At 41.3% G+C, this 22,059-nt stretch carries 29 protein-coding genes; 12 read left to right on the top strand and 17 right to left on the bottom strand.

The window, feature by feature from the left end:
• The first annotated feature begins 27 nt into the window (after window positions 1-27).
• From RRG12_RS30225 to RRG12_RS30190, 8 genes are all read left to right on the top strand, one after another.
• Entirely contained in the window at window positions 28-603 is a 576-nt protein-coding gene (locus RRG12_RS30225) for a hypothetical protein (RefSeq protein WP_420761750.1), read from the top strand.
• Window positions 604-626: 23 nt separating this feature from the next.
• Complete coding sequence (locus tag RRG12_RS30220; RefSeq protein WP_163934642.1) at window positions 627-890, top strand: hypothetical protein; 264 nt, start codon at window positions 627-629, stop codon at window positions 888-890.
• A gap of 488 nt (window positions 891-1,378) precedes the next feature.
• Window positions 1,379-1,789 (top strand): hypothetical protein, encoded by a 411-nt coding sequence (locus RRG12_RS30215; protein ID WP_420761749.1) that lies wholly within the window; start codon window positions 1,379-1,381, stop codon window positions 1,787-1,789.
• Entirely contained in the window at window positions 1,789-2,505 is a 717-nt protein-coding gene (locus RRG12_RS30210) for a hypothetical protein (RefSeq protein ID WP_420761748.1), read from the top strand. Before RRG12_RS30215 ends, RRG12_RS30210 begins: the two co-directional genes overlap by 1 nt.
• Window positions 2,506-2,571: 66 nt before the next feature.
• Window positions 2,572-4,488, top strand: a complete 1,917-nt coding sequence (locus RRG12_RS30205; RefSeq protein WP_420761747.1) for a hypothetical protein — start codon at window positions 2,572-2,574, stop codon at window positions 4,486-4,488.
• 162 nt (window positions 4,489-4,650) lie between these two features.
• Window positions 4,651-4,986 (top strand): hypothetical protein, encoded by a 336-nt coding sequence (locus RRG12_RS30200; RefSeq protein ID WP_323235452.1) that lies wholly within the window; start codon window positions 4,651-4,653, stop codon window positions 4,984-4,986.
• Window positions 4,987-5,048: 62 nt separating this feature from the next.
• Complete coding sequence (locus RRG12_RS30195) at window positions 5,049-5,240, top strand: hypothetical protein (protein WP_420761746.1); 192 nt, start codon at window positions 5,049-5,051, stop codon at window positions 5,238-5,240.
• Window positions 5,241-5,244: 4 nt separating this feature from the next.
• Complete coding sequence (locus RRG12_RS30190; protein WP_420761745.1) at window positions 5,245-5,478, top strand: Bro-N domain-containing protein; 234 nt, start codon at window positions 5,245-5,247, stop codon at window positions 5,476-5,478.
• Between the two features lie 305 nt (window positions 5,479-5,783).
• Here RRG12_RS30190 and RRG12_RS30185 read toward each other — a convergent pair whose 3' ends face one another.
• Window positions 5,784-6,773, bottom strand: coding sequence for a Rieske 2Fe-2S domain-containing protein (locus tag RRG12_RS30185; RefSeq protein ID WP_420761744.1), 990 nt, complete (start codon window positions 6,771-6,773; stop codon window positions 5,784-5,786).
• Between the two features lie 136 nt (window positions 6,774-6,909).
• On the opposite strand from RRG12_RS30185, the gene RRG12_RS30180 reads away from it, so the two are divergent.
• A complete protein-coding gene (locus RRG12_RS30180; protein ID WP_420761743.1) occupies window positions 6,910-7,560 on the top strand; it encodes a TetR/AcrR family transcriptional regulator in 651 nt (216 codons plus the stop codon).
• A 292-nt stretch (window positions 7,561-7,852) separates the two neighbouring features.
• Here the strand turns inward: RRG12_RS30180 and RRG12_RS30175 are convergent, their stop codons facing one another.
• The 5 genes from RRG12_RS30175 to RRG12_RS30155 form a co-directional block, all read right to left on the bottom strand.
• On the bottom strand, window positions 7,853-8,107 hold the full coding sequence (locus RRG12_RS30175) for a hypothetical protein (RefSeq protein ID WP_420761742.1): 255 nt from the start codon (window positions 8,105-8,107) through the stop codon (window positions 7,853-7,855).
• Window positions 8,108-8,431: 324 nt separating this feature from the next.
• Window positions 8,432-8,899, bottom strand: a complete 468-nt coding sequence (locus tag RRG12_RS30170) for an AAC(3)-I family aminoglycoside N-acetyltransferase (RefSeq protein WP_420761741.1) — start codon at window positions 8,897-8,899, stop codon at window positions 8,432-8,434.
• Window positions 8,900-9,510: 611 nt separating this feature from the next.
• A complete protein-coding gene (locus RRG12_RS30165) occupies window positions 9,511-9,894 on the bottom strand; it encodes a toxin-antitoxin system TumE family protein (protein WP_420761740.1) in 384 nt (127 codons plus the stop codon).
• On the bottom strand, window positions 9,884-10,174 hold the full coding sequence (locus tag RRG12_RS30160; protein WP_420761739.1) for a hypothetical protein: 291 nt from the start codon (window positions 10,172-10,174) through the stop codon (window positions 9,884-9,886). Before RRG12_RS30160 ends, RRG12_RS30165 begins: the two co-directional genes overlap by 11 nt.
• Window positions 10,175-10,422: 248 nt before the next feature.
• Window positions 10,423-11,658: an AIPR family protein gene (locus RRG12_RS30155; protein ID WP_420761738.1), complete on the bottom strand. Its 1,236-nt coding sequence runs from the start codon at window positions 11,656-11,658 to the stop codon at window positions 10,423-10,425.
• A gap of 240 nt (window positions 11,659-11,898) precedes the next feature.
• Here RRG12_RS30155 and RRG12_RS30150 point away from each other — a divergent pair, with 240 nt between their 5' ends.
• The gene (locus RRG12_RS30150) at window positions 11,899-12,057 is read left to right on the top strand and encodes an IS4 family transposase DNA-binding protein (protein ID WP_420761737.1); all 159 of its coding nucleotides are present in this window, start codon (window positions 11,899-11,901) and stop codon (window positions 12,055-12,057) included.
• Between the two features lie 90 nt (window positions 12,058-12,147).
• On the opposite strand, the gene RRG12_RS30145 is transcribed toward RRG12_RS30150, so the two are convergent.
• The 10 genes from RRG12_RS30145 to RRG12_RS30100 form a co-directional block, all read right to left on the bottom strand.
• Window positions 12,148-12,366 carry a hypothetical protein gene (locus RRG12_RS30145; protein WP_420761736.1) on the bottom strand — a complete coding sequence of 73 codons (219 nt, stop codon included), beginning with the start codon at window positions 12,364-12,366 and terminating at the stop codon, window positions 12,148-12,150.
• Between the two features lie 4 nt (window positions 12,367-12,370).
• Entirely contained in the window at window positions 12,371-12,625 is a 255-nt protein-coding gene (locus RRG12_RS30140; protein WP_420761735.1) for a hypothetical protein, read from the bottom strand.
• Window positions 12,626-12,627: 2 nt separating this feature from the next.
• On the bottom strand, window positions 12,628-12,951 hold the full coding sequence (locus RRG12_RS30135; RefSeq protein WP_420761734.1) for a hypothetical protein: 324 nt from the start codon (window positions 12,949-12,951) through the stop codon (window positions 12,628-12,630).
• Window positions 12,924-13,454: a DUF3122 domain-containing protein gene (locus RRG12_RS30130; RefSeq protein ID WP_420761733.1), complete on the bottom strand. Its 531-nt coding sequence runs from the start codon at window positions 13,452-13,454 to the stop codon at window positions 12,924-12,926. Before RRG12_RS30130 ends, RRG12_RS30135 begins: the two co-directional genes overlap by 28 nt.
• Before the next feature lie 174 nt (window positions 13,455-13,628).
• The gene (locus tag RRG12_RS30125) at window positions 13,629-14,105 is read right to left on the bottom strand and encodes a hypothetical protein (protein WP_420761732.1); all 477 of its coding nucleotides are present in this window, start codon (window positions 14,103-14,105) and stop codon (window positions 13,629-13,631) included.
• Window positions 14,106-14,414: 309 nt separating this feature from the next.
• Window positions 14,415-15,776 carry a transposase gene (locus RRG12_RS30120; RefSeq protein WP_420760034.1) on the bottom strand — a complete coding sequence of 454 codons (1,362 nt, stop codon included), beginning with the start codon at window positions 15,774-15,776 and terminating at the stop codon, window positions 14,415-14,417.
• 85 nt (window positions 15,777-15,861) lie between these two features.
• Window positions 15,862-16,713 (bottom strand): NAD(P)/FAD-dependent oxidoreductase, encoded by an 852-nt coding sequence (locus tag RRG12_RS30115; protein WP_420761731.1) that lies wholly within the window; start codon window positions 16,711-16,713, stop codon window positions 15,862-15,864.
• Between the two features lie 212 nt (window positions 16,714-16,925).
• Complete coding sequence (locus tag RRG12_RS30110) at window positions 16,926-17,513, bottom strand: permease (protein ID WP_420761730.1); 588 nt, start codon at window positions 17,511-17,513, stop codon at window positions 16,926-16,928.
• Window positions 17,514-17,553: 40 nt separating this feature from the next.
• Window positions 17,554-17,733 carry a permease gene (locus tag RRG12_RS30105; protein ID WP_420761729.1) on the bottom strand — a complete coding sequence of 60 codons (180 nt, stop codon included), beginning with the start codon at window positions 17,731-17,733 and terminating at the stop codon, window positions 17,554-17,556.
• A 4-nt stretch (window positions 17,734-17,737) separates the two neighbouring features.
• Entirely contained in the window at window positions 17,738-19,135 is a 1,398-nt protein-coding gene (locus RRG12_RS30100) for an RNA-guided endonuclease InsQ/TnpB family protein (RefSeq protein ID WP_420761728.1), read from the bottom strand.
• A 67-nt stretch (window positions 19,136-19,202) separates the two neighbouring features.
• Between RRG12_RS30100 and tnpA the strand changes: the two genes are divergently transcribed.
• Window positions 19,203-19,616 (top strand): IS200/IS605 family transposase, encoded by a 414-nt coding sequence (gene tnpA, locus RRG12_RS30095; RefSeq protein ID WP_420761727.1) that lies wholly within the window; start codon window positions 19,203-19,205, stop codon window positions 19,614-19,616.
• 218 nt (window positions 19,617-19,834) lie between these two features.
• On the opposite strand, the gene tnpC is transcribed toward tnpA, so the two are convergent.
• Entirely contained in the window at window positions 19,835-21,307 is a 1,473-nt protein-coding gene (tnpC, locus tag RRG12_RS30090; RefSeq protein ID WP_420758317.1) for an IS66 family transposase, read from the bottom strand.
• A gap of 370 nt (window positions 21,308-21,677) precedes the next feature.
• Here tnpC and RRG12_RS30085 point away from each other — a divergent pair, with 370 nt between their 5' ends.
• The gene (locus RRG12_RS30085; protein ID WP_420761726.1) at window positions 21,678-22,034 is read left to right on the top strand and encodes a HEAT repeat domain-containing protein; all 357 of its coding nucleotides are present in this window, start codon (window positions 21,678-21,680) and stop codon (window positions 22,032-22,034) included.
• Window positions 22,035-22,059 lie beyond the last annotated feature (25 nt).

Below are 22,059 nucleotides of genomic sequence, written 5' to 3'. Positions count from 1 at the left end.
CCCGAAAAGTTTTTAGGAGCCTAAATCATGATCGTTAAAGAATTTGCACAAGCTCTCAACAAAGTACCAGGAAAGATAGTTGATGAACTACGCCGTCAATATCCAGAGCAAAAATGGACGGTAGATTCACTAGTTCCAGACGAAATTTTAGCTAGATTTCAAGATATTACCAATAGTGAGAGATTACAGCCTCAACAATCACCTGTAGCAGATATACCCGAAGCCACAATCACCAAAGCTGATGAGGCAATTCAACAAGCCTCATACAAGTTGACTGCGGCTGATAAAGAGACTATTTCTGGTGCTATAGCCGTCCAAAATGAGCAATCTAAGATTTTGGGTGCATCAACTGGTGTCACCGGAGCTTTATTGTTCATGGAATCCTTGATTGGAGCCAAAGGGACGGTGTTGGATGCCTTTGCTGAACAATCGATGTTGGAAATTGATAACCAAATTACCGAGATAGATCAGAGTTTGATTAATTTGGCAGAAGAAGCCTCAACAAGGCTGGGGAAGTCGATCAAAAAAAAGGAACAACTCAAAGCGCGACTCAATTCGTTACGGGAGAGAGTTTCTTCAATGGGGACACAGATCCGATTTTAGAAGCTTATAAAACAGTAGCGGCATTGTTACAAATTCAAAATGAGACTGTTGCTACTGTTGCCGAAATCCGACTGCTTCAAGAACTATTAACTCATCAAAGGAAAAATCAAGTTATGGATATTCTGAGTACGGGATTGTTTGCTACTTCAGTTGTTGGCGCTTTAGGTGGCAGTGCATATCTCGTTGGTAGCGTTGTCGCTACTGGATTAATCGGCAGTGGGGTGTTTATTCCCCTGGGATTACTTGTTGGTGCAGGATTGACTTTTCTGGGACGGGCATCAAAGTAAGAGTGATGGGCGGGAGTGTTTCATCCAACTGTTTCACAGAACTGTTTCATGAAACTGTTTCAACGGTTTCATCAGTATTTCAGGGTCGTGAAACAGCATTCCCCCAGCGTGAAACATGAAACGTGAAACGTGAAACGCCAGTTAATTCCTTGTTTGAAAGCCTTTATGGGCGGGATTGTTTCACGAAGCTGTTTCATAGCACTGTTTCATGAAACGTTTCAACGGTTTCATCAGTGTTTCAGGGCGTGAAACAGCATGAAACAGCATTCCCCCAGCGTGAAACATGAAACACGAAACACTAGCTAATTCCTTGCTCGAAAGGCGTTATGAAGGGTAGTGTTTCATCCAGCTGTTTCACAGCACTGTTTCACGAAACTGTTTCAACGGTTTCATCAATGTTTCAGCGTCGTGAAACATGAAACGCCTCATTTTATGTGTGAAACAGGGGAAAAATTTGTAGTAAGAACGCGCTATAACACAGTAGTCTCATGTATAAGAAACAACTGTATTTAGCTTTGGCTGGTGTTGGCATTTGCATGTTGCCTGTAATCATCCCCTTAGTACCCAAGTTGGGGGCTTATGCAGAAGCCGAAAGATTAAAAGCCACCGAAGGATTAGAACGTCAGCGCATAGAAGAACGGGCAAAAACCAGCGATGCCTTATACGAGGCAGGAGTCATGCCCACAACTCGAAAACTGAGAATCACGAATTATTTTGACAGCAGTAAACGCAATCCCAGACCAGACACAACCCTATATCTTGATGATGAGATTGTTGATGTCTTTGACGCAACGGGTAAGTGTATTGGGCGAATTGAAGAAGGAATTTGGAAGTGGAGGCACAAAGCCAAAGAGGTTTGTAAAACCGTTCAAAATATCAAACCAGTGAGGAGAAAATAATGGCGTTAGGAACATCTGGTGCAGAAAGTAATAGCACTGGTAACACTGATGGTAAACCCAAAGGTAAGAAGCGATCGCTTGGTGAAATCATCGATTTTTGTGCCAAGGCTGTTGTGATGATTGTTGGCTTACCTATTAGGGCAGCCGCCGCGATTGTTAATCAATTTGTTGCTAATGGAGGTGCAGGTCGCGCGTTAGTTGGCGGGATTTTATTTATCGGCGGTTCCATGATTAGTGCTGATTCAACTTGGCAATTAATCTTTCAAGGCCCCCCTGTTTTTCCCTGGTTTGAGCCGGCTTGGAATTGGCTAAATGTGCCGTTTGCACTGTTCAACCCGTTTTTTTACCTGGCATTCATAATTTCTGTGGGTGTTCAGGTAATTGAAGCCCATGCCTTACGCGGTAAAAACCCAGATTCAGCACGACGGGAACTTCAAGACCACATGGTTTATGACCTTGAAACCAAGCCTAGTGGCAAGATTGACTTGGTAGGCCAACTCTGGGCGGATTACAAAACCGCAGGTACACGCGATCGCTCTAGCGCAGGGCTGGTTGTGATTGCGGTTTGGGTGTTCGATATTGTCACCACCTTTGCGGCTCGTAACCCATTTGAATTTACAGCCCCATTCATGATTTTGGGCTGTATTTTGTTTAACATCGGCACAATGATGGCGGGTGAAATTGGGTTCGCTATTTGGCGGTTGACGAAGGATTAAAGCTCGTGCCGCCCAACAACTCTCTTCGTCGAGCGGCACTCAATAACTCTTCAGGGCATTTCTTTTATGCAAAGTAACAATATCCCAAAAATTACAACTAAAGAAACTGAACATTTACGCGAATCATATCCTAGCTTGTCTCACTTGGAAGCTGGCAATATCGCCCAATGGCTGCAAGAGAGAAAAGATGGATTATTTGAAATGGCTCGATTTTCTGAGAATGAAGCAGACATGACCCGTGTACTTGGTTTGTTGGCTTCTGGGATAGGAGCGGTTTGTTATGCGGTGAACCCTTTGGCGCTAGTTGGTGGTTTAATTGGCGGCGCTGCGTGGCTATGGTTTGTTGTCGAACACTCCAACCGCACTAAAGAAATTGCGCCTTTGCCTTTTGTGCGTGGTAATTTTGTAGATGCTCTAACTCGTGCTGGGGATTACGATGCTAGGAGCAATTATCAAGCAGATCATCTTGCTAATACCGTTAAATTCCTAGAGCGACAATCAGCAGAAGAGTACACCTTTCTTCATGCTGAGTTTGAAAATATCGGGCAGTATTTAACCCAAGTTGAACCAGGAAAACGTTTTTATGCTTATCGCTGGATGTTTGGCTGGTTTAGCAAGCTCAAGGGTCGTCAGCTACCCACTTATGAAAGCATGGCTCTTCATTTACAGGATGTGACAATTGACAGCCGGGTGAATCGGTCGGAGATAAGTGCCATCGCACAGGCTCAAGCCCAGTTACCACCGACCGTAGATATCAAACAGTTTCAATCGCCACAGGTAGATATTGGGAAGATGAACCAAGCTGCGGAGCTTTCTAGACCTACAGAGTTACAGTCATCTTCCTCTGATGGGCTTGTACCAGACACTATAATTAATATCCCTCTGACTAATAGGGCAAACGCACTGATCGCTGCTTTAACGAAAAGTGGATTCCAAGTAGAGAATATGATGAGTTCTCAAGTCATTGCGATCGCTGGTACTCAGCGAGGTGGCAAGGGAACCTTAGCAGCAATCTTAGCAACATTATCAACTGCACTTGACCCCGGATTGAATACCCAATACTTTACTGCTGGGGTGGACGTTTACCCCTTTGCCTGCAACTTGACCTCTGCCCTTAAGTACCCGGATATTGATGCAGATGGGGCTGATCAACTCGTCGCTCGTGATTTATTGAAATTTCTTAAGGGTTTAGATGGAAACGAGCCTTACTCCCATAAAAATTTACTGCTAGTAATTGATGAAGCGATGCGGTTGCTGTCATTGTTAGAAGAGAGCGATCGCACTTGGGCTATCCAATATTTACTTTCTCGCTTCGCCAAGTGTGGCGGTACATTAATCATTGTGTTGCATGGCTCGAACCTAACTTCTGTGGTTGGGAAGGCCACAGCAGGACTGGCAGACACCTTTAAGCTATCAGTTAACTTCATTGGCTGTGTAGCTCAAGCGGTTAGCGCTGGTGGTCTACGCAAAATGAATGTCGCTAGTGGAGAATATTTCAAAGCCAACCCTAATAACTTTGGAGAACCTGTTAGCGGTGGCAACTTGGGCATGATTCCCGAATGGCTAAAGATCCATTTGCACCCAGGCAATGGGCAACCAGATCCAGCTAGAACATTACTTCAGTTCTTCCCGGAATTAGTTCAACAGCATGAAAGAGCAGTCATACCCAGAGGAGAGAAAATTGCTCCATCAGATGCAGTTAATCATCTGGAGTCCATTTTTTCAAAGCCTTATCAGGAAGTGGAATTTCTGGAAGTAGAAGAGAGTAGTATTTCTGAGGCTGATTTAGAACAGATTGTGGCGATAGTTGCAGCTACTGCTAGCCCTCCAACTTCTTTTGCAGCTATCAGAAACAGCCGCAAGTGGGGCGAAGAGAAAAAGAGTGTTCTTTACTTGAGAAATGCTCTGTCACAATTGATTGACACTAACCGATTGTGCGGAAATGAAAAAGATGGCTTCAGCGTTATTAACGTTAACCAGTAACATTGGTCACAGTTCCTGTTGAGTTCCAGTTGAGTTCCGGTCAAGTTCCGGTATTCTTACATCTCCAAGTACGGATGAAGAATAGGGTCTTTATATTTTTCCAGCAAGATTTAAATTTTTTCTAAACATTTTCTGGAATGTGCGGGTATGGAAAATTTAAAAATGAGTGATAAATTAACCACAGCATTGCAAAAACTAGCTATCAGCCCAATTAAGGCAGACAGGCTGGCTATCGAACGCCTAGAAAAACAGTACGGTGCTTCTTTACTAGAAATTACCAATGAGCTTGAAGATTATGCCATCGTTCACCAATCTATTCAAGACCAAAGAGCTAAACCCAAAAATCAGTTGATTATCGTTTGCTGCTATGGCTGTCTTTGGGGCGCAGTTATCGGAATTGCGACGTTATTTATTAAGCCCAGCGTTACTGTGGCGGCAATTGGGTTGGGTTTTACGGCTGGGGTGTCTGGAAAATTACTGGTTCAAAAAGGGGAATAAGTCGAAATGTTGAAAATTGGTTTTAATTGTTTAGCTGAACTCTTGGATTCATTGGAGTAAACATGGCGTGGGCTAAATCTATTTCAATGGACGTTGCTAACAAGCTTTTTGACGTAATTGGAGTTTCTTTTGAGCAGAACGAATTAGAGGGCGGTTACATCGCTAAACATGAAAGTAAAACCTTAAGAAGAGCAACCTTAACCGCTTGCTGTATGGCTGTTTTAACTGACTGGGTAACAATTAAGGAGAATTGAATTTATGTCGGATTTATCAGTTTTCGTGTTTGAGTCTCAACAAGTCCGATTCGTTGGTACACCAGAGAAACCAGAATGGGTCGCTGCCGATGTCTGTGCAATTCTTGAAATTAAGAACCCAAGTGATGCGTTAGGTTCTTTCGATGAAGACGAGAGGGGTCTAGCTAATGTCTATACCCCTGGTGATGACAACCCGAATGGATGGGATAGCGAGAATTGCCCAGATTATCATCCATAACATTAATTTAAAACTTGCATAGACAGTGTAAGCAAGTATTTTGATTCATGCGGTGCTGTGTGAAAAGCCGTTTCCAGAAATTATGTTCAAATTTTGCCACTATTAAAAAATATTCTTCAGATAATTCAGCACTTAAGAGTCAGAACTTAGAAAAAATTCAACGTGATTAGTATATTTATTTATCAATTTTTTACTGATTCTTTAAGTATTTAGGCGGATGTATTTATAAGGTCTGAATTCTTATGTTTTTTTACCCATATCTGTATCCGTACTCAGTACTGTGTCCCTTGTTACTCAGTTTGAGACTACTGAGATAAATTCGGTTCACCTTGGGCTGAAAAACTCTTAAAATTGCGCCGTACCCAATCCATTCCCACCTCATTGTTCAACTTAATCCGTTGTGGAGTATTAGGGTAAATCTTGCTTAAAATCCTTGCGTCTTGCTCTATGACTACATCAATCAACTTTAACAAATTGCCTTTAATTAAATGTGCAATCGGAGAACGTGCTTTCATGTACATCAAGACAAACACACGAGATTGATGCTCTGTTTCTGGAAGATAGAAGTGGCATTCTTTCAGGCTTAACAGCTTATTGTCACCGTGCATCAATCCCATAAATGGAAAGAAATTTTCTAAATGAGCTTCTAACACTTTTGGCATCGCTAGTTGAGCAGGATTTTGGAAAATTTCAGCAAATGTAGGTTGCTTTCTGGGTTGTATCAAATAGGCATGAGAATGTAACCCTTCGTCAATAAACTGCTTTACTTGAACTTCTTCAATCTCAAATAATTCTCTATGTGTGCCATTTTGGTGGTTGTAGTCGTGCATATTTAATAGCAAACTCAAAATATCAGTCGAAATGCTGCGTTCACCTGTAACTCCTATGAACTCATAATCTGCTGCAATTTCATTCATGATGTTTGGAATTGCTACCTTTGATTCATATCCTCCATAAGTCCAAATGAAGTCTCCTTGGATAACTAAATCTAGCGGCCGCATTAACGATTTAGTTGGCTTGTTATCTCCAGGCAGGACTGTACAACCTGAAGCATCAAATTCCAATGCATGAAAAGGGCAGGTGATTACACTACTGCCATTAGGTTTTGTTATGCACCATCCCTCTGATAGCATTGCACCCATGTGAGGGCAAGCGTTGGGTAAAGCACTAATTACACCGTAATCATTTTGCCAAAGGACGTAATCATTACCTAGCAAAGAAAATTTCATTGGTTTATTTGGCTTAAGCATGGAACGATGTGCCAACAGCCACGGTGCGCCTTGCAGTTGCTTCATAGTTAGAAAAAATTAACTTACTAATTAATCAGTAAGCTTATCAACTTCCTGCTGTGCCGTCAATTCATAGATTCAATGTCTTCAATATTGATGCCTCTTTGATACCATATAAAGACAAACGCTAAATTTTGATGCAGTGGTTCGACACAGTAAACGAGTTGCCAAATCAGTCCGCCCAGTTCGAGATGCCCAGATAACACAGCAACAGATTTTGGATGCCGCAGAGTACGAATTTTCACGGCATGGGTTAAACGGTGCGCGTCTGAGTGCGATCGCTAAACGCGCCAAGGTGACGACTGCAACACTTCATTACTATTTTGAGAGTAAGGAAAGCTTATACAAAGCAGCCTTACAACGTCCAGTCGATGAACTTCAAACCATTTTTGGGCAATTGAATTTTGACGGTTTATCTCCTGAAGAAGCTCTAAAGCAGATTATCCGCATTGCGATTGCCAATGAAGCTCAAAATCCTCAGCGTCAAATGCTATGGTTTCAGGAAGCAAGTCAAAATCAAGGAGTATATTTCAAGGAATGTAACGTTTTGAGTCTCCATGAGCATCTGCTCAAAATTTTAGAGCAAGGCATTACAGAAGGATATTTTCGCCCCCTCAAACCGTTTTTGGCGCTGACCCATATCTTGAGTATTTGTCTGTTTTACTTCACAGTTCATGAAAACTGGAAGCATCTTACTCCAGAGATTAATCGTCTTAGTCCAGAAATAATTGAGGAACACACCGAAGAAGCAATCACCTTTATTTTGGCAGGTATTAAACGCTCACATCCATAAATGGAAAGGCTTATCTGGATTTTTAATATTAATTTGTTTTCTTCTGGTAGTGTACCACTTACGCAAGCTCAACAAATGTTGGCACTGTTAGAGAAAAAAAAGCCAATTCAATTGATGAGTTTATCCAAACCGAGTTGAAATTAGACGGAGTTCCACCAGAGCTAATCCGTTTGGGAATTGAAAAATTACTCCAAAATTCTCCAATTAAATATAAGTTTAATGCTTGGAATAATCAAAACTGAGAATTTACATCAGGAGAAAAATATCCAACCGAGCGCTTCATTATAAAATTTCAAGCCGTTTTGATAATAACCCATTTTGACTTTTTGATATTGTTTAGATATTTGTCAGCGTAGCGGAAAGCTGCTGCCTTATCGTATTTAGCTATATTCAGTGCTTGTAACAATACTTGTAAAGGAATTGCCACCTGTGTGAGCTTTTCGGCTAATATTACTGACTCTTCTTCTGTTGCTGCTACTGTCGATTCTAATGGTTCAAATTTTATTTGCTTATTTATACGGTTATCTAACATTGCAGTATCAGCCATAAATGCACCTTCAAAACTTGTATAATGCAGTTTTACTGAAAGGCGGCAGGAATGAATCCGTGTTTGTGCGGGACTTATTAATCAGCTAACTTTATAAATCCGCACAATTGCCGTAGCGAGCGTATTTTGATTAAAAATCTCTCAATTATTCTTAAATTTTCGTCCTAGCAAGCGTTGCTGTGATTTTTAGAAAAGCTGCCCTAGTGCCATTAACAAATCTTCAAATACCACTAAGCCATTAAACTCCAAGCCTTGAATCTCGGCTGATGCTAAGGCTGACAATCGCTCACCACAAATCTCAATCATGAAATACTCAGATAAGCATTAGGCATTGTCATTGCCGCTATTAACTGATATGTCGAAATGCAACACGTCTTCGCGCTCACCCAGCTTTGTATAAAGTTTAATGGCTGGATCGTCACCAATATCCGCCTGGACGAAAATGACATAAGCTCCATAAGCTGCTGCTACTTCCTTCAGCTTCTGAATTAATGCCGTTGCGATCCCCTGCCGTCGGTGTGCAGAGGCAACAGCTAGATCGTAGATGTAAATCTCACTGCGCTCCTGCTCGAACTTTTTAAGCTCGTATGCAGTAAGACCGCCAACGACCTCACCTTCTTTCAATGCGGCGATCGCAATGAAGTAGTCACTATCAAGCAGTTGCCGCAGGTAGTCTGTACTAGGTGGATTTCCATAAGTCTCCACCTCATCGAACGCCTCACCAAAGGTTGCTAATAGAGCTTCCATTAATGCAACGTCCTTCGGCACAATCTGTTGAATGCTTAAGTTCATTGGTATTTCCTAAGCTATATTCCTGCTGAACGGCTAAATCCTGCTCGTTCATACAATATCAGACGAAAGGGCTAAACCCAAAAATCAGTTGATTATCCTTTGCTGTTATGGCTGTCTTTGGGGTGCAGTTATTGGAATTGCGACGTTGTTTTTTAAGCCCAGTGTGACTATGGCGGCGATTGGGTTGGGTTTTACGGCTGGGGTGTCTGGGAAATTATTGGTTCAAAAAGGGGAATAAGTTGAAGTAGTTGAGCAGAATGAATTAGAGGATGGTTACATCGTTAAACATGAAAGTAAAGATTTTGAGAAAACCAGCATTGACCGCTTGCTGTATAGCTATTTTGATTGATTAGGTAACAATTGAAGAGGATTAATTTGAGTGCAGACGGATAAGGGATAATACAACGAATGTGAATTCCTGGCAGAGCTATTGCTAAGGTCAGACTACGCTTTTCTAACAAGGGCGTGGTCTACAGCGAAAATAAATTAGTCGATGTCAAGTCGCTTCTCTACGAGACGCTGCGCGAACGCTCCAATTCAAAATTCAAAAAAGGTCAAGCGTTCGCTGAAGGGATTGTGGATATTGGCAACGTCTGCTGTAGGCATCACACTTATCCTAATATTGTTTCAATTTCTTTTATGATCTCAGCTAAAAAAGGAGCATCTGATTTAACGACATTATCCTCACTCCCATCATGTTTATGATGAGGAAAGGTAGTCAGATTTAATTTTCGGTGATGTTCAGTATTGTCATAGCGAAAAATTAGATTATTCTCTGAATTCATATATTGATAGCTATACATTTTTCTATCAAGGGATATTTCAACATAAACAAATTCCCTTAAATGCAGCAAGGAGTTATCTTTAAATTCGAGTTTGGCTCTGATAAAACCTTCATATATTCCTCTTTTTTCAGTTTCTACATGGAATAATTTAACCATTTCTGAGGATTCAATTAAAAGCTGAATTTGCTGAAAATAATCTTCAATCAACAAAATCAATCTCCTCTATTGACTCTTTTGTTTGTTGTAAATGTACCAACATTCGAGCTTCTCCAATCCACTCATCAAAGTCAAAACTATGGGATAATTGATCATTATTAAACTGAATGATAAATTCCTCAGTCGATAATTTATATTTGGTTTCAAATTCCTGAATCCGTTCTTCTGTTCTTTTGATTCCTGCTGTCACACTCTGTAATCTTTCTGACAAAGCACTTTGAATAATGCGTTTGAGGGAATCTGGATCTTTTGACCGGAGTTTTAGTTCAGCCATTATTTTCCATCTCCTGCTACTGTTAATTTCACAAAATAGTCCTTGAATGAGCAGTTGTTATTGTATATGCAAATTGAAAATAATCTGTGAGCAATGGCACTTTTTCGATTCCACAAGTTAGTCCATCACTTAAAACAGTTATCAGTTATCAGTTAAAACCCAAGGACTTTACGACTTGACTGATAACTGTTCACTCTTAAAAGCCACCGCCCATCCAAAACGAATGTCTCAATAGAAACCTTGTACTATTATTTCTTACCTGCTTGCACACGCCCTTTTCTACCTTGTGTCACCTTCGGTTCTTCTTCCTTACTGGAGTTAACCATTTGCATCAAGTGCTGATTTAGATAACTTTGCGCTGAGATATACAAACTTTCCCAAATCTCTTGATTGCGGCTAATTTTTGTACCGACTGTATTACCTGCTGTTTTCTCTGACACCAAGTATTTACGGAAATAGTTATTCCACAAGTGTTGTAAAAAGTCTTCGGCAAATTCGTTAAACGGCAGAATCCATTTATAGTCTTTGTCCAAAAATACCCGATAGGACGCAATTATTGGTAATGCCAGGTCAGTTGGCGCACCAAACCCAAAAGAATACTTGCTGTCAGGCAACAACGTGGTTTTACGTATATCAATTGAGGCTAAATCGTTGTTACCTTTTCTTCTAGGGTTGCTGATATGTTCTTGGATTATTTCGTACAGTCTTTGCTCTATCCACAAAGCATGAGTCAAGAGAGGCAGTAAAGCGGTTAATCTTTCTCTTTCTGCGTCTGTGATGTTACTTGGAAGACTCATCCCTGCTGGGTGTTTGGTTCGTTTATTGCCGTCTGGGTTGTATTTATTTCTGTCGAGGCAGTAAAGCAGCTTGAGTAAATGGGTAACATTGCACTGGGCATTTCTGGGAGCGCCGCTTTGATTCTGGTAATAGGCGATGCGGAATTTTCTATCTTCCTTCTGTTCTAACTGGGCTAAATACTGCTTGATGAATTTGTAATCACCCCTAGCGTTGACTTTGGAGCGAGAATCTACTGGCGTTGTCGTGTTGGAGGCCAAGGCTATATCCTTAGCCTCGTCTTCCGAGAGTCCGATGTGGATGGTAACTTTTACTCTGGCTTCGGTTAGGTCATATTTGTAATTTTTCGCTTGCTCAAACCCTAATACTGTGTGCCCACCGTTGATAATCCCATCACTACCGCCCTCATTAGCTTCTAAGACTTCTAGCTCCAGTTCAGTTTTGTTCTTGATAAGCTTAACTTTATTGGCTGACAGAACTATTCCACTGTGACGAGAGAAGAATTTTTCGGGTTCGGTTGTCAGGGAGTCGAAGACTTGTCTGTAGGTCGCGCTTTTGCGGTTTGGTTCCCTGATGTTCGGTTCTAGGGGTAGGTCTGTGGGGAACGAGTCTACATGGGCGGTGGCGATGATGCAATTGGGATTGGCTTGAAAATAGTTGTCTATCTTGATGTTCCAAGTCTTGGGCATACTTTATTTGCAAAGGAGGTGGAAATTCTATGTTAACCAAAACCCGTACTTTGATATCGGCTTTCTCGAAATGCTGTGTAGCGTTATACCAATTTAATGTGAAGTTGCACATATCTTGATACCCCTAAGTCCCCCTTAAAAAGCTATCCATTACCCACATCTTTCTTAACATAAAGGTTGACAAAATCGAGGAATTGTATAGTCTCTATAGCAATACCTGAGTTCAACCAAAGTCAGTCAATGGAAGAGTGGATCAAGCAAGAACTAGAAAAAACCGAATTAGGGGATCAAAGAAGAACCAAAAGGTTAATGAAAATAGTCTCAAACTTAAGTGAAAAACCAGAAGTTAGTGTACCGCAAGCTAGTGAAACATGGTCACAAACTTGCATCTACATATAACTTCTGGGATTCACCCTACATCAAACCATCTATGATTAGACAAGGACATCAAATTTGACAGCGACCAGATCGGCGATCGCCAATGCTTCTCTAACCAGGGACAAAGATCCGTCGATGAAGACTTTGATGCTCAATTTTACCCAGTTGACAATATACACAGTTAAATGAACAGGTAGATACCGAACCAATTGGATCAATCCCCAGCGATCGCCCAAATCGCAAAGACTGAACGGGGCCATAAACTGCCTTGAATGGGGTTGATGTGGCAACAATACAATCTAACTGCTGTTGTAATATCTGATTATTCATAAAGTTATACTCTTCCGATGACTGAGAATGATTTGATAAATGGTTTTGCCATCCGAGGATATTGAATCATGGCAGTGTAATCTCCCACCCGAAATTGTAATTTTCTACTTATGTACGCCATGCTCAATCCCATCATGTTCAACCCTTTGGTTTTCCACTGTTGCCAGTGGTCGTGATCGGCACGTAAATCCCAGTTGAGATTCTGTCCTTCATAGCTTCCGGCAGAAACCACCCGTCCCAATACTGCTCGGTTAACCATTTTTAACTCGGCATTGGGTTTGGGGAAAAGGTTAAAGGGTAAAAGGTTAAAGGTTTTTTCTTTCCCCCTTCCCCTTTTCCCCAAAACCCGACAAGTATTGCCACCCGTCCTTCTTGAACGACAAGAACGCCCATCGGGTTTGGATCGTCCCCAAAACCATAAGCGATCGCGGAATTAAAATGAATGTTGGCAAGGACATCGGCTAGCTCAGGTTCTGCGTTCCATTGTTTAGCAAGAGCCTGCATCCATTCGGCTGAAAATAAGTCTGCCAATGTTTTCTCTAACTTAATTTGAAACATTATTCGTAACTGGAAACGGTTTGCCATTCCTGAACTAAGGATGTTGGAACAGATAGCCTAATGGCTTCACTCTTGAGCGTTGGCAATGTTAACGTTAGGGGAATTTCCGCCTGTAACTGTGGTAGCGTCGGTTGAAGGTTGTATTGCCCGACATTGGGTTCAGCTTTGGCGGCTTCGGTAAAGATGTTGCTAGAAACATCAGTTGCGGTTAGGGTTTTACCCAATGAGTTGGTTAAAGTCAGAGGTTGGGAGCGATCAATTTCAACCTCTCCGGGAAATCCCACCAATCGCAACTCAAAACTGGTTTGCCCATTGGGACGAATACGTTTGAACGCTACAGCCTGCCAGCCATTGCCATGCTGATCTTTGAGCGCTTGGCGAGACTGATAGACGATTTGCCCCGGTGCTTCTTCTAGTTGTCGGATGGCTGCACTGGGAAGATTCAGCACTCCCAAACCCAGGAGAACACTTAGTACGAGTGTCCCCAACAACAGCAACCCGGAAAAATTTTTGCGGATACGACATCCCATAATGGTTCCTCTTTAATTACTCATTCTTTCAAATAGACATCTCCAGAAATTAAATATGCGTTACCCAGAACCCTTGTAGAGAAGTAGCACTGCTACGTCTCTACGTTCTTTTTCGGAGATGTCTAATGGTTGCGTAACTGTTGCCGATAAGAACAGAGTGCCAATAACTCAGTATCAATTACTTTTTACTTGAATCAGTTGTGGGCTGGGAGTAATCGGTTCCACCAGAGGCAGACCGATCGCCCGAAAAGCCCAACGCTCAAACCAGGGAATCGTCCAGCCCAGGCGCATTTTCGTCAGAAAATATTTCTCGAATCCTGTTTTCATCCAAGACACCCAGATGCCGTTAAAGGTTAAAGCCCGGTGGCGATGTCCTGTCTCATCTGGGAGGAGTGGATCGGCTAAAAACAGCGCCCCAGTATCGCCAAAATTAGCGAAGCAAACGGCCTGTAGAGTTGGTTTGATCTGACATCCAGAAATAACCCCTAATTCCAGGGCAATATTATGGGCAACAGCCAGCGCCATTTCTTCGGACATCAGTCCCACTTTGGGAGCATCCGTAGGGATGGGGGTTTGCTCTACTGCTTTGAGTTGGGTGATCACCCCTACGGCATAAATGGATTCAAAGTCAGGGTGACGATAGGTAGGCAATACGGGTATAAACCCAGCCCTTTCAACGCGAACAAATGAACTATATGCTCTTTTTGATAATTCAAGTTGTGAATTGCTAGAAAAAAGGCATTTTTTAGCAATTACAACGGTTCAAACTATTGAATTAGATAAATTCATACATGAATTTATTAAAGTTCAGTAATGCAATCATATATTAAGAGATTTAAGAAGCTAAAATCATGATTTTTTACAAAAAATAAATAATAAAATTTCTCTGCTTGTACCATTTTTTACATCAGGTAAGCCAGTATATTTAATCAGTTATGTAGTCGTGATTAACTGCTTTTTTTATGAATTATTGTACTGTTCTAAGAGTCGATTAGTTGAAATATGTCCCTGTTTACTATTATAAATTACTGGTAATTTCGGCTTCTTTTTTCCTCTAGTCGCTTTGACAAACTGTTTGAGATTAACACCCGTTGCCAATTGTTGTAAAAGTTGTGCGATTCTGACTATTGAAACAGTTTTGAATATCTCCCACTCCGAAGCTGGAATTGCAATCATCATTCCTCTATATGTACCTTGAATCTCATCAACTAAATAAAAATCAGATAAACCAGCTTCAATTTTTTCAACTCCATGTACACCCCCTAGAGCGGCTCTTAATGTTGCGAGTATATTGTACGCAACTAACGCCATTGAAAATGAAAATAAAGCTGCTTTTGGATAAGCTAGAGTTTGAATTTCACCGTTGAAATTTTTAGTTACTGTTTGAAATAGGCTTTCTAGAGTCCAACGATTACGATATATTTCAGCTATTTTCGCTGCTGGTACAGCGCTTGGTAAATTGCTGAAAATTGCTATTTCCCATTCTTTATCTCGCGTTGCGACAAATAACTTTACTACAACCCGCCTTAATGTTAAAGCTTTCCCTTCGTAATTTATTTCTACCTTTTGCTCAAATAATTCTCCGGTTTCTGTTGAGCCTAATGGTTTTAATTCCTCTAGTTCTTTAAATCCCATCCCCTTATGTTGTCTGATTACAAAAGATGCTTTCTTCTCTTGAATCGTAAACAAAAACTTTAATGTACAAAAATTCCTGTCTCCACACCATAAATCTTGTGGCAAAACTTTCTTTAATACTGAGTCAAATTCGGAACGTTCTTGTGCATGACCGTCTTCAATGAGAAAAATATCTGTGACTAATTTTGACAATGGTTCGAGTACTACTATCGCTTTCCCCGGTAGTGCAGATGCCGCTAGATTTCGGATTGCTTTTAGTCTGTGGTCTGTTCCTTTCAAACAAGTCCCATCTACTACTTTCATGCAATACCCTGGCAATATATTTGCTTGCTCTCCACCTACTAATTTCACTAATTCAACTAAGTCTTGTGCTGTTTCTCTTATTAATGCTTGACTTACCCCCACCTCAACACCACAAAGCTTGTTATACAATGCTGTTGTACTTACACTTAAATTCGCTGCCCTCGCTTTATAAGCTGCATGAACTGATTTCTGCATTCCACATACCACCAAGCTCATCAAATCTACAAGACTTGAAAATAGCAAATCTTGTTGGTACTGCACCTGAGCATGTCTTCTAAATAACCCATCCATCCGCTCAGATGCAAATATATGTGACATTAATGCTTGTGCCATCACGCTTACTGGACTTTCTTTTACAAATTGCTCAAAGATGGAGGACAGCATTTTTAAGCACCCTGGTACTAATATGCCAAGGATACCTTGAATTCATCTTCATAACCTATATTAGGAGCGGGTTTTAGCCTTGGCTTTAGTAGTTCATTTGTTCGCATTGAAAGGGCTGGGGTATAAACCCCTTGGCATCAGTTAGCCCCGGTACTTCACGCAAAAAGCGTGACCCACGAAACGGCGGCAAGACCATCACAAATTTAGCTGGAATTCTCCGCCCATCAGCCAGATAAACCGCGTCAGGTTCAAAATGGGAAATGGCGGTATTTTCCATTAACTCAATTTCCCGATCCGCCATGAATTTGCGGATTAGCCACCGGGAGTTAGCCATACCGCCGATGCCCAGATGTCCGGCGTAGGGTTCTGAGGTAATGAAGGTAATCGGGACTTGCGATCGCAATCCCTTCTGCTTCAAAACGTGATGGATTAACAAGGCAAATTCATAGGCGGGACCAAAACAACTTGCTCCCGGTGCTGCGCCTACCACAACCGGGCCTGGATCGTCTAAAAATTTCTCCCACGCAACACCTGCCAACACAGCATGGTGCGGATTACAAACCGACTGGGTATAACCATCTTCTGGCCCTAATCCCGGTAGGGCATCCAGCGCCAGTTCTGGCCCCGTGGCAATGACGGCATAATCGTAGTCCAATGTTTGATTGCTCATCGTTATCTGACGAGACTTCGGATCAATGGCGGTGACGGCAGCATGAATAAACTCAATACCATGCTGAGGAACAATCTTGGCTAAATCTAATTGAATGCGATCAAGGAATTTTAACCCCAATCCAACCCAAGGCAACGAAGGAACAAATGTAAACTTTGGTTGATTAGAAATTAGTATAATTTGATGTTTACGCGGCAGTATATGCCTCAGTTCATAAGCAGCAGGCAATCCTCCCAGTCCAGCACCAATGACAACAACACGAGCCATAATAACGACTCCTAAAGGTAATTTCTCAAGTTGAGTTTTTAACCAATGCCTTCTTACTCCCATCTTTATTCAAAAGAGTTTTAGGCGGGGTTTGAATTTAAAATAACACGATTACATTACTATATAGTAATATTGTTGGTAAACTGAAACGTTTCAAAATTTGCCAAGCGATCGCAACTCCTGATTTCATCAGCCTGACTAAGTGGGGTAAGTCAATTAATTATGGTGTTGAATATGTAGCCGATGCTGATAATGCCAATGGTCATTAACTCGACAAATACGGCTAATAATTGTGGTCTTAGCACTTTTTTGAGAATCACCATTTCAGGAAGAGATAGTGCTGTTACCGCCATCGTGAAGGCTAAAACTGTACCCATAGGCATTCCTTTATTTACTAAAGCTTCAGTAATCGGCATTACACCCGCGATGTTTGCATAGAGTGGAACACCCAAAATTACTGCGATCGGCACTGCAAAAGGATTATTCGCACCTGCATATTGAGTAATAAAATCTGTCGGCACATAACCATGAATCCCTGCACCGATCGCAATTCCACCCACTACATAGAGCCACACCGATCGCACAATTTCGCTGGATTGGAATCTTCCTTGCTCAAATCTTTGTCCCCAGGTTAACGCCACTGGTTCTAGATTGTCTTCATCTTCTAGAGGCGTTGCTTGACGAGATTTTTGCAGTTCCCAAACAAATGGTTCCACCCATTTTTCTAATTTCAGAAGTCCGATGATATATCCAGAGGCGATCGCTAAACCCACGCCAAAGCCGATGTAGATCAGCGTCACCTTTAACCCAAACAATCCCCATAGAAGGATAACAGCAACCTCATATCAGATAAGAAAAGGTCACGCCTAAAGGTACACCTGCTTCCAAAAAGCCGATAAACAAAGGAACCGCAGAACAAGAACAGAATGGTGTGACGATTCCTACCATTGCTGCCAAAACATTTCCTGCAAAAGTGCGCTTTCCTTCTAGCAAATAGCGAACACGCTCTGGTTGTGACATACTCCTACACTTCCGCAAGCGGTAAGTGTAGGCTTCCAACAGCCCGATGAAGGGTATGAAGGATTTCCTTCGTGGTACTATCGTCCATAGTTCCAACTATGTCCAGTTTCCCACTACGGCGTTTTATACTAGGGAAAATGCCCAACCCCAGTCTTTTCAAGTTGATTCCGGCATTAATATCACGGTCAACCATCAAAGTATTTCGCTCATCCCAATATTCTCTGATACTGCAATCAGTAAAAATAATTTCATTGCGGTAACTGAGAATCATTGAAGTATATTGTGGGTTCTGTGAAATTGCGTTAGCACCAGCTTTTGCGGCTATGCACTCCAGAATTTCAAAGAATTGCCCAAACGCACCATCAGCCCATGACTTGTTTAGTCCTGACTTAGCAGATTGTCCATTGGGAAGATAGCTTCCATTATCATCCTGTTTTGTTTTGTTACGTCGGGTTAACCCCTTGAGGTTTAAGTCCTCGTAGAAGAAAAACCGCTTTCCACTTCTGACAAGCTTATAGGCTGTTTTGTACTGAAAATCTTTACGACTTCTAGCAATTTTTTGATGCTGTTTAGCTTCACGTTTTGCTAATTTACGCCGAGATTTAGATCCGCGCTTGCGTTTATTTCGTTTAACAGAAATACGGTCTAGCTTGGCTTGATTTTTGCGTAATGGCTTTAAAGATGGAAGTTTTTCACCCTCTGAAGTTGCAAGATAATCATCACCTTGCAACACAGCATCAATCCCCATTGAGTTGTCCCAATCAGGGATAAGCTCGGTGGTTTGATTTGGTACAGATACATCCTCCAATACCATCTGAATGTACCAGCCATCAGCCTTTTTTGTTATGCTGACTTGTTTTAGGTTAAATCCGTCAGGTATAGGTCGGTGCATCCGAACCTTAAACATCCCCAATTTGGGCAAACGAATATATAGCCAGTTTGTGCGAATTAACTTTATCCATTCATTATTAGCAGTCGCAAACGTCATAGTTTTAAAACTTGCCTCGGTTTTGAAGCGTGGTTTTCCAGAACGTTTACCACTAGAATCCCCAACAACAAAACGCTCGAAAGCTTTATCAACTCGCTTACAAACGTCCTGTAGAACAGTTGAATCTACACCTTTGAAATCAAGTAATTCTCCCGACCATTGAACAATATTCAAGTCTTTTTTGATGACTGGTAACTGAAGCTTTTGACTGTAATAGTTAGGTCGGTCTAGTAGCTCAGGTAGCCTGGTTACAAAAATTGGACAACTATTTACAGCATGGCGGTTATTTTCCCACCAAGAGAATCGTTCACCCAATTGGCGGTTATACCAGTACCGACTAATTCTCAACCATTCGTTAAGAACTAGTTTCTGATTTGATTCCGGCTCTAGTCGGTACTGGTAGGTTACTCTCATCCTATTAGCTAAATGGGTGTTATCATTTAAGCCTACACCAATCATACCATAATGTTATTCATTCTTGATGAAAAATGATTTTGTATCGAAAGGTCGGTCAGTCAGTGACTTAAAAGTTCACTTAGTTCTGACCACCAAATATAGACGCAAAGCATTTACTCTCTTAATGCTGAAGCGATTAGAAGATATCTTGGTTGACCTACTTGAAAAGTGGGATTGCAAACTAGTAGAGTTCAATGGTGAAGAGGATCATGTACATCTACTATTTCAATACCACCCAGATTTACAGCTTAGTAAATTGGTAAATAACGTCAAATCAGTAACTTCACGCAAATTACGTCAAGAGTATGCCGAGCATCTAGAAAAGTTTTTCTGGAAAGATGCATTTTGGAATGGATCTTATTTTGTAGCTAGTTGCGGTGGAGTGACAATTTCAAAACTTAAAGAATATATTGAGAATCAAAATTCACCGGAAGAGTAAGAATTAGTTCGTTTCCTCCATGTTCCCTTCCTTGGTGTTACACACATCAGTCAGGGAACTGTCGTCACCTCACTCGCAATTCATCCCACGCTCCTAAGAGTGAGACGTGGGCCTTCTTGCTGCTTAAGCTAAAAAGCTTTGAAATGTCCCAACAATGAAGCTAATTACAATCAGTAATGTTAAGACTTTTGGCACATCATAAAGGTAAGGATTCAGGTCTAAACGAGAGGAATTAAAGAAGGGGTCTGCACAGAAGAGTTAACCATCGCTTTGATAGCTTGGTCAAAAAAGTCAATAACAGAGCGTCCTTGACGGCGACAAGTTTGTATAACAGTCAATAAATTAGCAGTATCTTGGAATCGCTTCAGAGAACGAGAACCACCACTGACTTTTCGTTTTGTGACTGCTAAACGTAATGTTCGTTCAGCTAAATTATTATCAGGCGGGATGTCCGGGTGGTCTAAAAAATACCACCATTGATGAGCTTTATTACGTAAGGAGCGTAAAAGTTTACCTGCTTCTCCTCCAGCTTTATCAATCCATGAATGAATGGAAGATTCAACTTTTAGTTTGAACTCGGATGCCCAACTCCAGAACTCATCAATGTTTTTAGTTTGTTGGAAGAGAGCATAGTTTTTAAAACCTTCATCTATCAGGCTGACAAATGCTGACCCAATCTCTTTGTTATTCAAGCCAGGAATCTTGATTAGTTTCTTGAAGTGACGGCGTAAATGTGCTTGACATTTCTGTTGAGCAATGACCTTATAACCATTGTAGGCACTAAAGTCATCAGAACTGAGTACACCCTCATAGCTTGAGCCTAGAATAGATTCTAATTCAGCACGAGAACGAGTATCAGCCGCATGAAATAAAGCGAAGTCGGTATTGGCAAAAATCCATAACCATTCTTTTACACCTTTGACTAACCAAGGTGTTTCATCCACATGGATATTTGGCTGGGTAAGTTTAATCCATTCTTTGAGACTATCAATACTTTGAGCTACTGCACCATCTATTCGTTCATTCGTGGCTACTAATGTTCCCACGCCAATTTCTATTTGTCCTAGTTCCCACAACAATTCTTGTTGTTTTTCGTATGGTAAATGCCCGTAATTATTTATCCATCCCAAGAAAGCTTGCAGTCTGATTCCTATATCTTGTCCCGGTACTATTTCTGGCGACCAGTCTGCTGTTTGTGTTGACCCACACTCGCTACAAATACAGGTATGTCTTTGATATTCTACGATTTCGATGGGTCTTTCTACCAACTGTGCTACTTGCTGGGTTTCTATTTTTATTGGTTTGTTACTGAATTCCTTTTGACCACAACAAAAACACACTTGCGGTCTTAATATCTCAAACCTATCTACTCTCCCAAAACCCTTTCTCGTTTTTCCCGGATGTCCTGGCTGTCCTCCTGGTTTCCGTTTTGGCCTTTCACTCTCCTCTGGTTCATCTTCAAGTTTTTTCTCGGTTTTTTTGAGGATGTCTGCCGACGGTGGTTTTGATGATATTGTGCTGTCTAAGTCTCTACTAACTTTGAGTTTCTCTATTACAGATTCTAGTTCTATTACTCTGGATTTTAGCTGTTCTATAGCTTTTGCCTGCTCCATAAGCATCTCTACCAGTTGCTCTTTCTCCAACTGTTTTAGGGTTTCAATGTCTAGTTTTAGTGGCAGGTCTTTTTCCATAATTGCTATATTCTGCTTCCCCTACCACACTTGTCAATACCCCAGCACCTGAATCCTTACCTCAATACAGATATTTACATATACATCTTTAGTTTCCACATGGAATAGTCCAGCATTTATGATTAAAAAATCACCTGTTAGCATTGAACAGTAAGTTAAAGATTCAAACCATTGTGATTTGTACTTCATTTTAAAATAACTATCGCCTAAATTCTTTTTGAACTTAGATGACTTTTCCTGTGATTTTGGTTCCCAGATGCTGCAAAGGCGATCGCCTACACAGGAAATCCCCAAGGTGTACCTTTACTTCGTTTAAGAACCCGCATAGGCGAATCAAGCACCACAGGTGATTTCGGAGTGCTTCAGCGCTTTGTTACAACTAGCTCCGACTGATTCAGTTGCAATAGTTGCTAGTTTTCTTTTTGACCCAAAGGAGCAAATCTGTGAGTTAGCAGCATTGACGTTGGGTGAATCACGATTAGAGGAAGCATTTGATCTTCTCAGAAATTGCTGGCAGCAAACAAGAAATGTAGAACTTCGTGGCACATTGTTATTAGCAATAGGGATGTTACGACAAGATAAAGCAATAGATTACCTGATTTCAATAGTGGCTCAAGGAAAAGATATTGATGCAAAAGATGCGATTGCAGCGTTGGCTATTTATCGAGAAGACCGTGAACTGTGGCAGCGAGTTGATCAAGCTAGTAAACAAAGAGCCAATCAATAGGGAGTTCAAAAGCATTGAGGATGTA

This window comes from Nostoc sp. CALU 546 (genome assembly GCF_048836525.1).
Note: the sequence above shows the minus strand (reverse complement) of the source record. Positions and strands in the feature narration are given on the sequence as shown.

Bases quoted from the DNA above. Each gene is read 5' to 3' on its own strand.
- RRG12_RS30225 (WP_420761750.1), top strand. From the start codon at position 28: ATGATCGTTAAAGAATTTGCACAAGCTCTCAACAAAGTACCAGGAAAG.
- RRG12_RS30215 (WP_420761749.1), top strand. From the start codon at position 1,379: ATGTATAAGAAACAACTGTATTTAGCTTTGGCTGGTGTTGGCATTTGC.
- RRG12_RS30210 (WP_420761748.1), top strand. From the start codon at position 1,789: ATGGCGTTAGGAACATCTGGTGCAGAAAGTAATAGCACTGGTAACACT.
- RRG12_RS30205 (WP_420761747.1), top strand. From the start codon at position 2,572: ATGCAAAGTAACAATATCCCAAAAATTACAACTAAAGAAACTGAACAT.
- RRG12_RS30200 (WP_323235452.1), top strand. From the start codon at position 4,651: ATGAGTGATAAATTAACCACAGCATTGCAAAAACTAGCTATCAGCCCA.
- RRG12_RS30195 (WP_420761746.1), top strand. From the start codon at position 5,049: ATGGCGTGGGCTAAATCTATTTCAATGGACGTTGCTAACAAGCTTTTT.
- RRG12_RS30190 (WP_420761745.1), top strand. From the start codon at position 5,245: ATGTCGGATTTATCAGTTTTCGTGTTTGAGTCTCAACAAGTCCGATTC.
- RRG12_RS30185 (WP_420761744.1), bottom strand. From the start codon at position 6,773: ATGAAGCAACTGCAAGGCGCACCGTGGCTGTTGGCACATCGTTCCATG.
- RRG12_RS30175 (WP_420761742.1), bottom strand. From the start codon at position 8,107: ATGGCTGATACTGCAATGTTAGATAACCGTATAAATAAGCAAATAAAA.
- RRG12_RS30170 (WP_420761741.1), bottom strand. From the start codon at position 8,899: ATGAACTTAAGCATTCAACAGATTGTGCCGAAGGACGTTGCATTAATG.
- RRG12_RS30160 (WP_420761739.1), bottom strand. From the start codon at position 10,174: ATGGCTGAACTAAAACTCCGGTCAAAAGATCCAGATTCCCTCAAACGC.
- RRG12_RS30155 (WP_420761738.1), bottom strand. From the start codon at position 11,658: ATGCCCAAGACTTGGAACATCAAGATAGACAACTATTTTCAAGCCAAT.
- RRG12_RS30150 (WP_420761737.1), top strand. From the start codon at position 11,899: ATGGAAGAGTGGATCAAGCAAGAACTAGAAAAAACCGAATTAGGGGAT.
- RRG12_RS30145 (WP_420761736.1), bottom strand. From the start codon at position 12,366: ATGAATAATCAGATATTACAACAGCAGTTAGATTGTATTGTTGCCACA.
- RRG12_RS30140 (WP_420761735.1), bottom strand. From the start codon at position 12,625: ATGGTTAACCGAGCAGTATTGGGACGGGTGGTTTCTGCCGGAAGCTAT.
- RRG12_RS30135 (WP_420761734.1), bottom strand. From the start codon at position 12,951: ATGGCAAACCGTTTCCAGTTACGAATAATGTTTCAAATTAAGTTAGAG.
- RRG12_RS30130 (WP_420761733.1), bottom strand. From the start codon at position 13,454: ATGGGATGTCGTATCCGCAAAAATTTTTCCGGGTTGCTGTTGTTGGGG.
- RRG12_RS30120 (WP_420760034.1), bottom strand. From the start codon at position 15,776: ATGCTGTCCTCCATCTTTGAGCAATTTGTAAAAGAAAGTCCAGTAAGC.
- RRG12_RS30115 (WP_420761731.1), bottom strand. From the start codon at position 16,713: ATGGCTCGTGTTGTTGTCATTGGTGCTGGACTGGGAGGATTGCCTGCT.
- RRG12_RS30105 (WP_420761729.1), bottom strand. From the start codon at position 17,733: ATGTCACAACCAGAGCGTGTTCGCTATTTGCTAGAAGGAAAGCGCACT.
- RRG12_RS30100 (WP_420761728.1), bottom strand. From the start codon at position 19,135: ATGAGAGTAACCTACCAGTACCGACTAGAGCCGGAATCAAATCAGAAA.
- tnpA (WP_420761727.1), top strand. From the start codon at position 19,203: ATGAAAAATGATTTTGTATCGAAAGGTCGGTCAGTCAGTGACTTAAAA.
- tnpC (WP_420758317.1), bottom strand. From the start codon at position 21,307: ATGGAAAAAGACCTGCCACTAAAACTAGACATTGAAACCCTAAAACAG.